Origin of the sequence: Nosocomiicoccus sp. HMSC067E10 (genome assembly GCF_001810835.1) — a bacterium.
Classification (GTDB): domain Bacteria; phylum Bacillota; class Bacilli; order Staphylococcales; family Salinicoccaceae; genus Nosocomiicoccus; species Nosocomiicoccus ampullae_A.
This window is the reverse complement of record NZ_KV802776.1, coordinates 70,989-84,124: the sequence shown is the minus strand read 5'-3', so window position 1 is coordinate 84,124 and position 13,136 is coordinate 70,989. Positions and strand designations below refer to the sequence as shown.

Annotated in this window: 18 protein-coding genes; 12 read left to right on the top strand and 6 right to left on the bottom strand. The window is 35.0% G+C overall.

Going from position 1 to position 13,136, the window contains the following annotated elements; all coding sequences use genetic code 11:
* Positions 1-29: 29 nt before the first annotated feature.
* The 4 genes from HMPREF2767_RS07705 to HMPREF2767_RS07690 all read left to right on the top strand — a co-directional run bounded on the left by HMPREF2767_RS07705 (position 30) and on the right by HMPREF2767_RS07690 (position 3,744).
* Positions 30-1,286, top strand: a complete 1,257-nt coding sequence (locus HMPREF2767_RS07705) for an MFS transporter (RefSeq protein WP_068129559.1) — start codon at positions 30-32, stop codon at positions 1,284-1,286.
* Between the two features lie 133 nt (positions 1,287-1,419).
* The gene (locus HMPREF2767_RS07700) at positions 1,420-1,971 is read left to right on the top strand and encodes a VanZ family protein (RefSeq protein WP_083302086.1); all 552 of its coding nucleotides are present in this window, start codon (positions 1,420-1,422) and stop codon (positions 1,969-1,971) included.
* The gene (locus HMPREF2767_RS07695; RefSeq protein WP_070623658.1) at positions 1,968-2,885 is read left to right on the top strand and encodes an ABC transporter substrate-binding protein; all 918 of its coding nucleotides are present in this window, start codon (positions 1,968-1,970) and stop codon (positions 2,883-2,885) included. The genes HMPREF2767_RS07700 and HMPREF2767_RS07695 overlap by 4 nt, the downstream gene beginning before the upstream one ends.
* Positions 2,886-2,901: 16 nt before the next feature.
* A complete protein-coding gene (locus HMPREF2767_RS07690) occupies positions 2,902-3,744 on the top strand; it encodes a M23 family metallopeptidase (RefSeq protein WP_070623657.1) in 843 nt (280 codons plus the stop codon).
* Here the strand turns inward: HMPREF2767_RS07690 and HMPREF2767_RS07685 are convergent, their stop codons facing one another.
* Positions 3,745-3,954, bottom strand: coding sequence for a hypothetical protein (locus tag HMPREF2767_RS07685; protein WP_070458481.1), 210 nt, complete (start codon positions 3,952-3,954; stop codon positions 3,745-3,747).
* Positions 3,955-4,022: 68 nt separating this feature from the next.
* On the opposite strand from HMPREF2767_RS07685, the gene HMPREF2767_RS07680 reads away from it, so the two are divergent.
* From HMPREF2767_RS07680 to HMPREF2767_RS08780, 3 genes are read left to right on the top strand one after another with little or no spacing between them, the layout of a single operon-like run.
* Complete coding sequence (locus tag HMPREF2767_RS07680) at positions 4,023-4,376, top strand: TIGR04104 family putative zinc finger protein (RefSeq protein ID WP_168162129.1); 354 nt, start codon at positions 4,023-4,025, stop codon at positions 4,374-4,376.
* Positions 4,360-4,752 (top strand): (deoxy)nucleoside triphosphate pyrophosphohydrolase, encoded by a 393-nt coding sequence (locus tag HMPREF2767_RS07675; RefSeq protein WP_040929003.1) that lies wholly within the window; start codon positions 4,360-4,362, stop codon positions 4,750-4,752. Before HMPREF2767_RS07680 ends, HMPREF2767_RS07675 begins: the two co-directional genes overlap by 17 nt.
* A gap of 3 nt (positions 4,753-4,755) precedes the next feature.
* Positions 4,756-4,917 (top strand): hypothetical protein, encoded by a 162-nt coding sequence (locus HMPREF2767_RS08780; RefSeq protein ID WP_155974675.1) that lies wholly within the window; start codon positions 4,756-4,758, stop codon positions 4,915-4,917.
* A gap of 62 nt (positions 4,918-4,979) precedes the next feature.
* Here HMPREF2767_RS08780 and HMPREF2767_RS07670 read toward each other — a convergent pair whose 3' ends face one another.
* Entirely contained in the window at positions 4,980-6,116 is a 1,137-nt protein-coding gene (locus HMPREF2767_RS07670) for a metal ABC transporter solute-binding protein, Zn/Mn family (protein WP_070623656.1), read from the bottom strand.
* A 205-nt stretch (positions 6,117-6,321) separates the two neighbouring features.
* Between HMPREF2767_RS07670 and rpmG the strand changes: the two genes are divergently transcribed.
* The 3 genes from rpmG (at position 6,322) to HMPREF2767_RS07655 (ending at position 7,745) form a co-directional block, all read left to right on the top strand.
* Positions 6,322-6,471 (top strand): 50S ribosomal protein L33, encoded by a 150-nt coding sequence (gene rpmG, locus HMPREF2767_RS07665; RefSeq protein ID WP_040929001.1) that lies wholly within the window; start codon positions 6,322-6,324, stop codon positions 6,469-6,471.
* 103 nt (positions 6,472-6,574) lie between these two features.
* Entirely contained in the window at positions 6,575-7,453 is an 879-nt protein-coding gene (locus HMPREF2767_RS07660; RefSeq protein ID WP_070623655.1) for a bifunctional 5,10-methylenetetrahydrofolate dehydrogenase/5,10-methenyltetrahydrofolate cyclohydrolase, read from the top strand.
* A 4-nt stretch (positions 7,454-7,457) separates the two neighbouring features.
* Positions 7,458-7,745: a hypothetical protein gene (locus HMPREF2767_RS07655; RefSeq protein ID WP_070623654.1), complete on the top strand. Its 288-nt coding sequence runs from the start codon at positions 7,458-7,460 to the stop codon at positions 7,743-7,745.
* Positions 7,746-7,783: 38 nt separating this feature from the next.
* Here HMPREF2767_RS07655 and HMPREF2767_RS07650 read toward each other — a convergent pair whose 3' ends face one another.
* The 4 genes from HMPREF2767_RS07650 to HMPREF2767_RS07635 all read right to left on the bottom strand — a co-directional run bounded on the left by HMPREF2767_RS07650 (position 7,784) and on the right by HMPREF2767_RS07635 (position 10,773).
* A complete protein-coding gene (locus HMPREF2767_RS07650) occupies positions 7,784-8,107 on the bottom strand; it encodes a hypothetical protein (RefSeq protein ID WP_070623651.1) in 324 nt (107 codons plus the stop codon).
* A gap of 49 nt (positions 8,108-8,156) precedes the next feature.
* Positions 8,157-8,474 (bottom strand): hypothetical protein, encoded by a 318-nt coding sequence (locus HMPREF2767_RS07645; protein ID WP_070623648.1) that lies wholly within the window; start codon positions 8,472-8,474, stop codon positions 8,157-8,159.
* Between the two features lie 133 nt (positions 8,475-8,607).
* Positions 8,608-9,540, bottom strand: coding sequence for a manganese-dependent inorganic pyrophosphatase (locus HMPREF2767_RS07640; RefSeq protein ID WP_070623645.1), 933 nt, complete (start codon positions 9,538-9,540; stop codon positions 8,608-8,610).
* A 48-nt stretch (positions 9,541-9,588) separates the two neighbouring features.
* Positions 9,589-10,773 carry an MFS transporter gene (locus tag HMPREF2767_RS07635; protein ID WP_070623643.1) on the bottom strand — a complete coding sequence of 395 codons (1,185 nt, stop codon included), beginning with the start codon at positions 10,771-10,773 and terminating at the stop codon, positions 9,589-9,591.
* A gap of 86 nt (positions 10,774-10,859) precedes the next feature.
* On the opposite strand from HMPREF2767_RS07635, the gene HMPREF2767_RS07630 reads away from it, so the two are divergent.
* Positions 10,860-12,308 (top strand): nicotinate phosphoribosyltransferase, encoded by a 1,449-nt coding sequence (locus HMPREF2767_RS07630; RefSeq protein WP_070623640.1) that lies wholly within the window; start codon positions 10,860-10,862, stop codon positions 12,306-12,308.
* On the top strand, positions 12,301-13,131 hold the full coding sequence (gene nadE, locus HMPREF2767_RS07625; protein ID WP_070623637.1) for an ammonia-dependent NAD(+) synthetase: 831 nt from the start codon (positions 12,301-12,303) through the stop codon (positions 13,129-13,131). Before HMPREF2767_RS07630 ends, nadE begins: the two co-directional genes overlap by 8 nt.
* Positions 13,132-13,136 lie beyond the last annotated feature (5 nt).

Here is a 13,136-nt window from a genome sequence, read left to right as displayed (position 1 = left end):
ACGTTCAAAATCTTAAAGGAGAGTTTGTTATGATTAAAAATAAAGATTTTAACATTTTACTCGTTGGTCGTCTTATAGCAAATTTTGGAGACAGTCTATATAGCATCGCAACTATGTTATTAGTCTATTCGATGACAGGATCAGCACTTTACACTGGTCTTGCATTATTTATTACTTCATCAGCAGCTATTATACAAGTATTATTTAGTCCTTTACTCGATCAAATTAACTTAAAAAGATACTTAATTGGATCACAATTTATTCAAGCGATATTATTAATACTTATACCATTACTAAATCATCTAGAACTTCTAAAAGTGTCTTATATATTTATTATTATGTTTGTTATAAGTTTGATAAATCAAATTATTTATCCGGCGCAAGTTTCGATTTTACCTAAATTATTGAATGAAGAAGAATTGGTTAAGGCAAACTCTTTATTTACAGCAGCGTATCAGGGTAGTGATGCATTATTTAATGCGATTGCAGGGCTTTTAATTACTATATTTGGAATTTTCACTATGTATTACATCAACAGTGCGACATTCTTAATTAACACGATCGTGTTTATATTGTTAAGCAGCTTGATTTCAAAATTAAATCAAAATATAAAAACTAGTTCTAAAAGCAATCGATTTAAATTAGTGAACCATTTTAAACAATTAAAGAATGGGTTGTCACTCTGGAAAGAAGAAACTTTATTTCCATTGTTAGTAGGTGTAATATTTATTAACTTTGCATCAACAGGTATTTTTGCAAATCTTCCTGTATTTGCTATAAATGAAATTCACTATAGTTTTTTACTATCTACTATGGGGTTTGGGGTGTTAATTGGTGCAATTATTGCCGGAAAAAAGAAATCACAAAGTGTTTTGTTAGGTCATTTTTATATTATTGGAATTATGAGCATCGGAATATTATGGTTCGCTATGACATTCATCAGTGGTAATTCTCAAATAAATATAATTACTTCATTGATTCTATTCTTTATTGGATGGTTAATTGTAGGAGTATTAAATGTGTTTTCACAAACCATCGTTCAATTAATTGTAGCACCAGAAAAAGTAGGGGTAGCTATGGGTTCTATGATCGGTATTTCTACGACACTCGCTCCTTTAGGAGCTCTTACTGGTGGAATTATTGGAAATTATTTTGGAGTTAAAATAGCAATGGCTACCTTCTCTATGCTTTTTGTATTAGTAGCGATGTATTGGATATTTAATACATCAATTAGAAAGTTAGAAAGTATCACAAACATGATACAAAAAAGGAGTGAAGTGCTATGATATGCAAATAAACTATGACTTACACACAATGACATTGAGATTTATCTCAATGTCTTTTCTTTTTAAATTGATATACTCATGTCAAAATAATATGGTATAGTCAGTCCATAAATAAAATTGGAGATTTGTTACATTGATTTTAATTAAAGCGTTTTGGACTGTCATTCCGGTTTTTTTCATTTGTATTGTCATATTGCTTTTATTTGCAAGTTATTTCAATAGAAAGTTCAATCACCGGTTAAATGATTATAATAAATTTAAAGATTTTACGGTGTTTGTCGGCATAATGATGAGTGTTATTGGTATACTATTAATTACGATGATGCCGACGAGTTTACAGGGACATACGAGTAATGTCGTACCGTTTCAGTCGATGAGAGAGCTGTATGATTATGGTACAGATGAGGCGATTTTTAATAATTTAGTTATGAATATCGTATTATTTGTGCCGTTTGGATTTTTCGTCTATTTAATGACGAAAAAGGAATGGTTGACGAGTATGTTTGGATGCTTATTTTCAATATCTATTGAAACGATTCAATATATATTACCGATCGGACGTACGACGAACATCGACGACGTTATTTTAAACGTCACGGGAACGTTAGTCGGAATCATACTCGCATACTTTTTTAGAAAGCTCGAGTACTTTATATTCAATTATATTAGTAGGGATAAATCATGAAAAAAAGATTATTGACGTTATCTGCAACCATACTATTAGCTGGTTGTAGTACATATCAGGAAGTGAGTAGTGACGAAAATACACGTGTCATTACAACTGAACAAGCAGGACACTTAGAACTAAATAAAGAAATTAAGCGACCTGTATTATTTCGTGCAGCAGACCCATTAAATGCTGAACTGCTCGGTGTAGAGCCAGTAGGTGTTAACTCTCAGCTTAAAGGTTCAGAGTTAGTAGAAGAGAAGTTAGATGCGACTTTTATTGAACCTGGTGATTTTGAAACAGTAGAGTCATTAGATCCAGATTTAATCGTCACATATGCACCGGATGAGTATTCTGCGACATATAGAGATTACGCACCAACAATTGAAATGCGATATATTACGAGCGCATTTAATCCATATAAAAAGCGAATTTATTTAACGCATTTTTATTATTTAGGTGTCATGTTAAATAAAGAAGAAGAAGCCAAACTTATTGCGGATGAGTTTTTAGAAAAAATGTCTACACTTCGTAGTCAGTTAAATCAACAAGTGCTCGATATGAATGCTGCAGTAATTGTCGATGAAGATGATACGTATTATTTAAGGCCGAAGTTTTCAAGCTTTGGAACTGAAGCAGTATATGATGTACTAGGATTTAGTCAACCAAAGTATATTAAACGTATACTAGAAAGTGATGACTATAAAATATACGAGACTGAAGATTACAGTGCTGCGAAACTCGATTATTTATTTGTCGCGACAGATGACTTAAATAATGATAATAAAAAAGAGGCTCTTGCGAAAGCGTTTGACATAAATGTCGAACAAGTGATATTTATGGATATCGATAATTTTAGACCGAACGATTTACAATCTATCGAGTTTCAGTCTAAAGAGTTAATACAAACGTTAAACAAATTAAATCATTAAAAAGGGACGTGACTTCATGGTAACACCAGATACATTTGTAGAATATTTTAATAGTGAGAAGTTTAAAGAAATCTATGACACAGCATTTGAACCGTTTAAACAAAATACTGAAGAATCAAGATTTGTCGAATCGTTACAAATCTTTCATCGTGAAGCGGGAGATCTTCATCAAAAATATCACAATAAGTTAACGATGAATTTTAATCGATATTTTTATGTCAATGATGATGAAACACATAGTCTTACTGCAGCGTTTACAGATGATAACGAGATCATCGGTATTGAACTTTACTTAAATGAAAAGTACGATACGGATGACGTTTGGACAAAAAATGAGTATGCACTACCACTAGAAGAAGCAGTTGTGTCTGCAGGTGGTACAGACGTGTTTCACAACTATCATTACAGAACAGAGAATCAACGCTATGCGTATGATTTAACGAATATGGTTGAGTTATATCACCATAACGGTGATCCCGGTGATTTAAATTCGTACTTCGTCTTTGGAAGTGATGTACTTGCACCGCTAGACGGAGTAGTCGTCGATGTTAAGCGTGATGTTAAAGATAACCAAATTGGTATCGTGAATCAAGATGAGCCGTCAGGAAACTATGTAATCATAGAGCACGAAAACGGAGAATATAGTTTACTTGCACATTTAAAAAAGGATAGTGTACAAGTTGACGTTGGAGATAGTGTCGTTACTGGAGAACTTGTTGGGCAAGTTGGTAATAGTGGTGCGACGACATTGCCACACTTACATTTTCAAGTGATGAGTGACAAAGAATTAAATAAAGACTCTATACGCATTCGTTTTAAAGACTTTGAGAGTCTTAAACAAGGCGATAGAGTCGAATAATTACTCGTCATTGTTTTTTCGTTCGAACGGGTTTTCATCGTATTCTCGTTTAAACACACTCATAATCGACATTAAAGCGATGAGTACGAATAAAACGAGTACTGAGAATTTAAAAACTCCAGGTAAATAAGGCAAACTGAATCTATAAATAACAGCCAATGCAATAATGATAAGAATCGTATTTAGTGATTTGCGTAACTCGATTTTCAATATAAGCACTCCTTAACTATGATACTTATTATATTAGCATAAACAGTGTAAAAAAATGGGGGATTCAAGTGGCAAAAAAAGAGTTTCATACGGCCGTATGTCCGAATTGCCATCATAAATGGACATATAAAGAGAAGTTGCTCGGCTATATGATTAAGCCGAGATCTAGAACGCGCTGTCCAAATTGTAAAGAATATATAGAACCATCGACAAAATCTGTCGTATTTGAGTATATTGCGCTCGCTTTACTTATTATTTCAATCGTTTTTATCGTTCCGAATTTACCGATATTAAATTCGACACGAATCATTATTGTGTTATTTCTGTTTTTTGTTTATACGTTTATCTTCGTACCACTTACAGTCAGGTTCGAAGAAATACATTACAATATAAAGGATAAGTCAAATGAAAAAGGAAATTAACGTCGTTGCAGCGGTGATTGTCGACGATTTAGATCGTATACTCGTCGCAAAAAGACCTCCTGGTAAAACACTCGCGAACCTTTGGGAGTTCCCAGGAGGAAAAGTTGAAGCGGGTGAGGATGAAATCGAAGCGTTAAAACGCGAGTTGTTAGAAGAAATGGATACTGAAATCGAAGTGCTCGATAAAATTACAACGACGCGTTATGAATATGATTTTGGAATCGTTAATTTAACGACGTACTATTCAAAAGTAGTACGTGGAAATTTAACATTAAACGAACATATTGAAAAAAGATGGTTAAAACGTAGTGAACTCGGGAATATAGAACTAGCACCCGCAGACTTACCTGCGATTCGAATCATTCAGGAGGGATAACAAGTGGATTTAATTAAAGGATTAATCGGTTTTTTATTTAAAACATTACTCGTACTGACATTATTTACTGGAATTGGACTAGTCGTCGCATACTTTGTCGTTAAAAAAGATGTAAAAGAAATCCAAGAATTTACAGAACGTATCCGCCTAGAAATGGAACAATAATACGTTTTACACACATAAAAATACCCTTTGTTGATTTTAAAAAGTCAACAAAGGGTGTTTTTTTAATCTTGTAATGCTTTTTTAAGTGTTTCGATATTTTCTTTCATCAGACTTTGATATGTTGAGTCTTCTGGATCGTTATCAGTTAAAGCTTCTAAGTTGTGGAACGGTAAGAATTCTACATCTGTCTCTTTTCCGATCATGTCAGTTAGACGTGAAGAAACGTTTTGTTCTCTTAAAATGTATGGAGTTTTAGTTTCTTTAATGTCTTCAATCATATGAGTAAGTTCTTTTTGTGATGGTTCATCGTCGTTTAATCCGTGAATACCAACTTGTTTAAAGTCGTATTTGTGTGCTAAGTAACCGATAGACTCATGTGAAATATATACTGTATCACGTTTTTTATCTTTCATTGCTTCGTCTAGAGAATTAGATAATTCTTCTAAGTCAGCTTTTAAAGATTCAAAGTTTTTCTCGTAAGTTTCTTTTTCGTCTGGGTTCATTTCAACTAATTTGTCTTTAATGTTTTCTGCCATTTGTGTAGCTAGTTCTGGATCTAACCAAACGTGTGGGTCGAACTCACCGTGGTGGTGATGATCGTGTCCGTGGTCGTGATCATGTTCATCTTCTTCTTCAGTTGCATCGTGGTCGTGGTCATGATCATGTTCATCTTCTTCTTTAGTTGCATCGTGTCCGTGGTCGTGATCATGTTCATCTTCTTCTTCAGTTGCAACGTGTCCGTGGTCGTGATCGTGTTCGTCTTCTTCTTTAGTTGCATCGTGATCGTGATCATGGTCGTGGTCATGATGATGTTCGTCTTCGATGAATGCTTCTTCATTGTTAAATGCTTCTAACACTTCAGTGTCGTTTTCGATTGTCTCATGTATCTTTTTAGCTACAGGGTCTAATTCATGATTTGTATAGATGAAAAGATCGCCTTTTGCATAGTTTAGAATGTCTTTTTGGGACGGTTCATAGTTATGCATGTTGACGTTTTTAGGGTAAATCGATTCGACTTCCATCGTGTCTCCTGCGATTTCTTTAGTCATACTATATAGTGGAAAAACTGTAGTATACACTTTAAGATTTTTGTTGTCGCTATCTGTGTTATCACTTTCTTTGTTGTCAGCTGCGTCATTACTACAAGCAGCGAGAACAAGTATAGCGACGAATGAAATTAGTAATGCTCTTAATTTCAAAATAATTCCCTCCAATGTTTTTGTTCTAAATTAGTATATCGTAACGCCTACGATTTAGCAAATATAAATTTGTGAAATTTACTTGAATTATTAGGGCGTCTACTGTAATATTAATAAAGTGATTAAAAACCGTAATCATCCGTTGATGATCAACTGGCCAGTTGAAGAGAAATCACACGATAATTTATTTGAAGAGGTGACAATAATGCGCGTACAAGTTATTTTAGAATGTACTGAAACAGGTGACCGTAACTACCACACAGTGAAAAACAAGAAAAACAATCCTGAGCGTATCGAGCTTAAAAAATACAGCCCAAGATTAAACAAAGTTACACTTCACCGTGAAACTAAATAAGTAATTGTTTTCAATAACCATATCTATTTGATATGGTTATTTTTTATTATCGAAACTCCATTATGGTATAATAATCTCAACATAAAATATGGAGGGTTACACAATGGCAGAAATTTTAGATGGCAAAAAAGTAGCCGCACATTTATCTGAAGAAATTAAAAACGCAGTTGAAGAATCTATCAATCACGGGATTACACCGACAGTCGCTTTTGTCCGTGTTGGTGATCTTGAAGATTCAATTTCTTACGAAAATGCAGCGGTAAAAAAATTCCAAAAATTAGGTATCGAAACGAAACAATTCCATTTTCCTGAAGACATTTCTGAACAGGAATTTTTAGATAAATTTAAAGAGATTAACTGGGATTTTTCAATCCACGGTATTCTTTTATTACAACCACTTCCAAAACATATTAATATTACGAGAGCTGCGCAGTTAATGCGTTCATTTAAAGATATCGATGGGTTAACAGTTATGAACTTAGGTAAAGTGTTAACGAACGCAGATGACCGTTTAGAACCATGTACGCCAGCAGCGGTGATGGAGTTCTTTGATTACTACAACCTCGATTTAAAAGGTAAAAACGTAACAGTAGTCGGAGCAAGTGCAGTCGTTGGTAAGCCGTTATCGTTACTCATGATGAATAGAGATGCAACAGTAACGACGTGTAACTTATATACAGACGACTTAGTCGACAAATGTAAAAATGCAGATGTTATTGTGAGTGCTGCTGGAGCAGTAGATTTAATTCGTAAAGAGCATGTTAAACCAGGTGCTGTCGTTATCGACGTTGGTATTAACTTTAACGAAGAAGGAAAACTTGTCGGAGATGTTGCGTACGACGAGGTTAAAGAAGTTGCAGGTTACATTACGCCAGTACCAGGTGGAGTGGGTGCAATTACGACGACAAAACTCGCTGAGCATTTAATTAAAGCAATCGAACATCAGAAACAAGCAATATTATTTATCGAGGATAAATTCTAAACCGATGAAAAAACGTACAATAGTTTTATTAATAATTGCAGTTATTATTTTATTTATCCCAGTGGTCGATAAGACGAGCAAGTCCGAGCGAGTGATTATAGATAATTCAACGAGAGAAATTATTCATCCAGATTGTTTTGATGAAAAAAAACATTCGAATTGGATCGATGAAGTTACATTTAATAATGCGTTAAACAACAAAGAATATTTGGTTAGAGACGCATGTTCAAAAGAAAAATTACCGATTGGAAAGACGTCTATATTTAATCGGATGTTTTTAAAGAAAGATTAAAACAAAAATGTCTGGCTCAATTAAGAGTCAGACATTTTTTAGTATAAATTCAATTTCATCTCAGGTTTCGCCTCTGTTTGAACGAATATAACGACGTCTCCATCTGCCGTAAAATATACATTCTCTAAATTTCGATTCGTCGTGACAGACGCCTCCTCAATTTCAGTGTGCGATTCAATAATAAAATCGTGTTCTTTTATATCGAACGTAATCGTAAATGTACCTACACTTTGAAACTCTTCGTCTTCATATTGCGGAATATCTCTAAAAGCTAAGTCATATACGATTTCAATTTTATTTTTAGAAACAGTGTTTTCAGAAAAACTCGTATAATAATTTACTCCATCAATTGTCATATACATATTAACGAGCGTATTTTCGATATATTTATATTCGAATTTAATATCTATCTTAGTCCAACTCCTTTACAGTAGGGTCAACGTTACTATACACGGTTACTTTTTCGTCAGATGAATCATAGACATAGCACTGGACTTTTGGCTCGATATACTTAATGCCTTCTATAACATTAGATGGTTTATATGAATTTCCTTTTTGTATGATTGAAGATACATGTTGCATCCCGCGATAAGTTCTAAATGTCGCTTCAAATAACTTTCTATGGTGTTTGTAATGAATAGTTGTCGTCATAGGATAGCTTCCTTCTTCTACTGTTATTTCGTATCTATAAAACAGAATTTCATCTACTTCAACATGAATGTGTTCCATAGGCAACATCTCCGTTTTTTAATTATTTTTATTATAAAACACTAATTGAAAAATTACTATTAAATATATAAAGTGAAATCAAAATAAAAACCTTCCAGTATTTTTATAATACTAGAAGGTTATGATATTATTTTTACTCATATAATGATTGGAATGCTTTTTCGATGTTTGGAACGACTTGTTTTTTACGAGAAACAACACCTGTGAGTAACGCTTCGTTGTCATCTAGTGCAACGTCAAATGCACGCTCGATGACTTTGTTGTTTTCTCCGATTGCGATGACTCTAGAGTCTGACGCTAAGATGTCTGTTACGACTAAAATGAATAGGTCGTACTTTTCTCTGTCGCTTTCTTTTTTGATTTCATCGACGATTTCTTCTTTTCTTTCGAAAAGTTCATCTAAATCAACGACGTTTACTTGAGCGATTCTGACGCTGTTATCGCCCATTTCAAAAGTTTTCGCGTCTCCAGTGATAAGTGCTTGTGCACTTTTATCTTTCGTTGAAGCACCTGCTTTTAACATTTCTAAACCGTAATGATCATAGTTCACGTCTGCGATTGTTGCGAGTTCGTGAAGTGCTTCTTCGTCTTCAGTAGTCGTCGTTGGTGATTTTAATAGTAACGTATCAGAAATGATTGCTGACATCATTAAACCAGCCATTTCTTTTGTTACTGTGACATTGTTTTCTTTACAAATCTTATTTAAAATCGTCGCAGTACAACCGACAGGCTCTGCTCTAAAGTAGAGTGGAGCATTCGTTTCAAAATTTGCTACACGGTGGTGATCGATGACGCTTAAAATCGTCGCTTTGTCGATACCGTCTGCAGATTGTTGAAACTCGTTATGGTCAACGAGCATGACTTCGTCGTTTTCTTGAACTGAATCTAATAATTCAGGTGTTTCCACATTAAAATAGTTTAACGCGTATTCTGTTTCTTTGTTTAAATCTCCAAGTCGGTAAGCTGTCGCTTCTTTACCGAGTTCACGTTCAATAATTGCTGCTACGATCGCAGATGTGATTGTGTCTGTATCTGGGTTTTTATGTCCAAAAACTTTTACTGTCATTGAATAAACTCCTTATTTATTGTCTAATTAATTTTATTTTATCACGAATTAGAAATTCGTTCTATTTTTGAGTTGATAACGGAAAATTAAGTTTCCGATTAATACGAGAACCATTACAGCTGTAAAGAATGAGAAGTATAACGTGCCATTTGATAGGCTGATTAACGATCCACCAAATACTGGTCCGAGTATACTTCCGATAGAAAATATAATACTGATAAGTAAGTTCCCTGCAGCGATATGTGTACGTGGAATGACATCTGTTAAATAGCCAAGTCCAAGACTATACATCGATCCACACGCAACTCCGGTCATTAAAAATAGTGCTGTCAGCATGAAAAATGATTCTTTATTGAGTTCCATTAGTAAAAATCCGATACTTCCGATTGAAACTAGCCACGTGAGTAGTTTGCCACGCCCCATTCGATCTCCGAGTGCACCGATTGGAAGTTGGAATAAAATAGCACCTAAGTTAAACATCGGTAAAATCCAAGTCACTTGGCTAATTTCAAAGCCATTTCGCATTGCAAATACTGGGAAGTTTGAGTTTAAAGAACTCTCATAAAATCCGTATAACATCGGGAACATCAGTGCTGCCCATCCGTATACGATAACTGTTTTAAAGTTCGTTAACGTCGATAATAACGTAATTGGTACGTTATCACTATCTGGTTTTGCTTCACTCGCACCTTTTAATGTGAAAATTAGCGGCCATGCAAGCATTGTAATCACACTCGATAAAACAAACGGAACATGAGTCCCATAAACGACTAAGTCGGCAACTTTTGGTCCAATCATAAATCCTAATGAGAAAAACAGACCATACACAGCGATAACTTTTCCGATTTTATGTTGCGGTGTTGTGGACGTTAGCCACGTTTGTGTTGACATATGTAATACGTTATCTGCAATTCCGATAATTACGCGTAATATAAACCAAAACATAATTGAATCTAAAATGGGGAATAAAAACAACGATACACCGACAAATAGTCCACCGAATACAATGAGTTTTTGATATCCGTATTTTCTCATCGGTGCTTCTATTAAGAAACTAGATATAAACACACCGAGATATAACCCAGCAGTATGGAAGCCACTTAACGTCGCACTAATGCCACGCGACTCAAAAATAAACGATATTAAAGGGAGCAACATACCTTGAGAGAACCCGCTAATACAAACGATGATAGATAAAACGATGAAGCGTGCTCTGAAACTAGTAAATCTCATTTAATTCACCCGCCAATTCATATATAATGTATGTAATCTAAAAATATTAAAAAATAAAAATTCATCTTCAAGTAAGGGGTTAAACGATGTTTAAAGACGACAGTTATATGTTACACACAGATTTGTATCAAATCAATATGGCAAAGACATATTTTGATAAAGATATTCATAATAAACGTGCAGTGTTTGAAGCATATTTTAGAACGATGCCGTTTAAAAATGGATACGCTGTATTTGCTGGACTTGAGCGTATTATCGACTATATAAAAAATCTTAGATTCTCAAAAACAGATATCGAGTATTTAGAAACACTTGGTTATGATGAAGCATTCATTGACTACTTAAAAGAGTTTCGTTTCACAGGTACAATTCGTGCGTTTAAAGAAGGAGACGTTTGTTTTAATAACGAGCCGATACTCCAAGTAGACGCACCACTTGCAGAGTGTCAACTGATCGAAACGGCTATTTTAAATATCATTAACTTCCAAACACTAATCGCAACAAAAGCAAGCCGTATTCGTGAACTCGTTCCGGATGACCAACTGATGGAATTTGGAACGCGACGTGCACAAGAGTTTGATGCGGCAATTTGGGGCGCACGCGCTGCAGTCATTGGTGGATTTGACGGTACATCAAACGTTCGTGCGGCTAAAAAGTTTGGTATTAAGCCGACAGGTACACATGCCCATGCGCTCGTTCAAACGTTTGGTGATGATTATTCAGCATTTAAAGCATATGCAGATACGCATAAAGATTGTGTCTTTTTAGTCGATACGTTCGATACGTTAAAGTCAGGTGTTCCAACAGCGATTCGTGTCGCAAAAGAGTACGGTGACAAAATTAACTTTATCGGTATTCGTTTAGACTCTGGAGATATTGCGTATTTATCTAAAAAAGCGAGAAAGATGTTAGATGATGCTGGATTTAAAGATGCAAAAATCATCGTATCTAATGACCTCGACGAATACACAATTCAGTCGTTACTCACGCAAGGTGCTAAAGTAGATAGTTACGGTATTGGTACAAAACTAATTACTGCATACGATCAACCTGCGCTTGGTGCAGTATATAAACTATCTGCAATTGAAGACGAAAATGGCGAGTTAGTCGACCGTATGAAAATTTCAGGAAACGTCGAAAAGTTAACGACACCGGGTAAAAAAGAAGTGTATCGTATTATTAATAATGAGACGAAAAAATCTGAGGGTGATTATATTACACGTGTCGGTGAGGAAATCGATTATAGTGAACCGTTATTTATGTTCGACCCTGTGCATACAGTTAAACGTAAATACGTTAAGAACTTTACAGCAGTGAAAAAGTTACATGATATTTTTGTCAACGGACAACTCGTATATGAGTCATCATCTATTGATGAAATGAGTCAATTACGTGAAGCAGCGTTAGATGAATTATGGGAAGAAAATAGACGCCTATTAAACCCACAAATTTATCCAGTCGATTTAAGCTTACAATTATGGGAAGATAAAAAGTCATTAATCGAATCGATTGCTGAGCGTGATATTAATGCATGATATTCAGCGAGAAATTATAGATGCGTTACACGTTAAAGAAAACATCAACCCTGACAGAGAAGTGCGTGAAATCATCGATTTTCTTAAAAACTATAAATACCACCACGACTTTATTGAAAGTTTCGTCTTAGGGATAAGCGGTGGTCAAGACTCAACATTACTCGGAAAACTCGCGCAAATGGCGGTCGAAGAGTTACGTGAAGAGGGTCATACGATTCATTTTTACGGAGTACGTTTACCGTACGGTACACAGCTCGATATGAATGACGTCGACGACGCTATTACTTATATAAATCCAGATTTTGACGTTACTATTAATATAAAAAATGCCGTCGATGCGAGTGTAGAAGCACTAAATGATGCATCGTTTCATATTAGTGACTTCGTAATCGGTAATGAAAAAGCACGTGAACGCATGAAGGCGCAATATGCGATTGCTGCAGACCGTAAAGGTGTAGTACTCGGGTCAGATCACGCTGCAGAAGCACTGACTGGATTTTACACGAAGTTTGGTGACGGTGCAGCAGACGTCATGCCTTTAACTGGTTTAAACAAACGTCAAGGACAACAAATTTTAAAATACTTAAATTGTCCAGAACATTTATATTTAAAAGTTCCTACAGCAGATTTAGAATCCGACCGCCCACTGTTAAGCGATGAAGATGCACTTCAAGTGAGTTATAAAGATATCGATGACTTTTTAGAAGGTAAAACAGTACCTGAAGCGGCGTTTAATCGTATTATTCATTTGTATAAGACGAGTCAACATAAAAGAGATAAACCGTATCATCGATACCTTAAACCGAAATACATGGAGGAGTAATTATT

What these genes read in the sequence shown, in the direction of transcription:
- HMPREF2767_RS07705 (WP_068129559.1), top strand. Translation starts at nt 30, where the DNA reads ATGATTAAAAATAAAGATTTTAACATTTTACTCGTTGGTCGTCTTATA.
- HMPREF2767_RS07695 (WP_070623658.1), top strand. Translation starts at nt 1,968, where the DNA reads ATGAAAAAAAGATTATTGACGTTATCTGCAACCATACTATTAGCTGGT.
- HMPREF2767_RS07690 (WP_070623657.1), top strand. Translation starts at nt 2,902, where the DNA reads ATGGTAACACCAGATACATTTGTAGAATATTTTAATAGTGAGAAGTTT.
- HMPREF2767_RS07675 (WP_040929003.1), top strand. Translation starts at nt 4,360, where the DNA reads ATGAAAAAGGAAATTAACGTCGTTGCAGCGGTGATTGTCGACGATTTA.
- rpmG (WP_040929001.1), top strand. Translation starts at nt 6,322, where the DNA reads ATGCGCGTACAAGTTATTTTAGAATGTACTGAAACAGGTGACCGTAAC.
- HMPREF2767_RS07660 (WP_070623655.1), top strand. Translation starts at nt 6,575, where the DNA reads ATGGCAGAAATTTTAGATGGCAAAAAAGTAGCCGCACATTTATCTGAA.
- HMPREF2767_RS07655 (WP_070623654.1), top strand. Translation starts at nt 7,458, where the DNA reads ATGAAAAAACGTACAATAGTTTTATTAATAATTGCAGTTATTATTTTA.
- HMPREF2767_RS07650 (WP_070623651.1), bottom strand. Translation starts at nt 8,107, where the DNA reads ATGTATATGACAATTGATGGAGTAAATTATTATACGAGTTTTTCTGAA.
- HMPREF2767_RS07645 (WP_070623648.1), bottom strand. Translation starts at nt 8,474, where the DNA reads ATGGAACACATTCATGTTGAAGTAGATGAAATTCTGTTTTATAGATAC.
- HMPREF2767_RS07640 (WP_070623645.1), bottom strand. Translation starts at nt 9,540, where the DNA reads ATGACAGTAAAAGTTTTTGGACATAAAAACCCAGATACAGACACAATC.
- HMPREF2767_RS07635 (WP_070623643.1), bottom strand. Translation starts at nt 10,773, where the DNA reads ATGAGATTTACTAGTTTCAGAGCACGCTTCATCGTTTTATCTATCATC.
- HMPREF2767_RS07630 (WP_070623640.1), top strand. Translation starts at nt 10,860, where the DNA reads ATGTTTAAAGACGACAGTTATATGTTACACACAGATTTGTATCAAATC.
- nadE (WP_070623637.1), top strand. Translation starts at nt 12,301, where the DNA reads ATGCATGATATTCAGCGAGAAATTATAGATGCGTTACACGTTAAAGAA.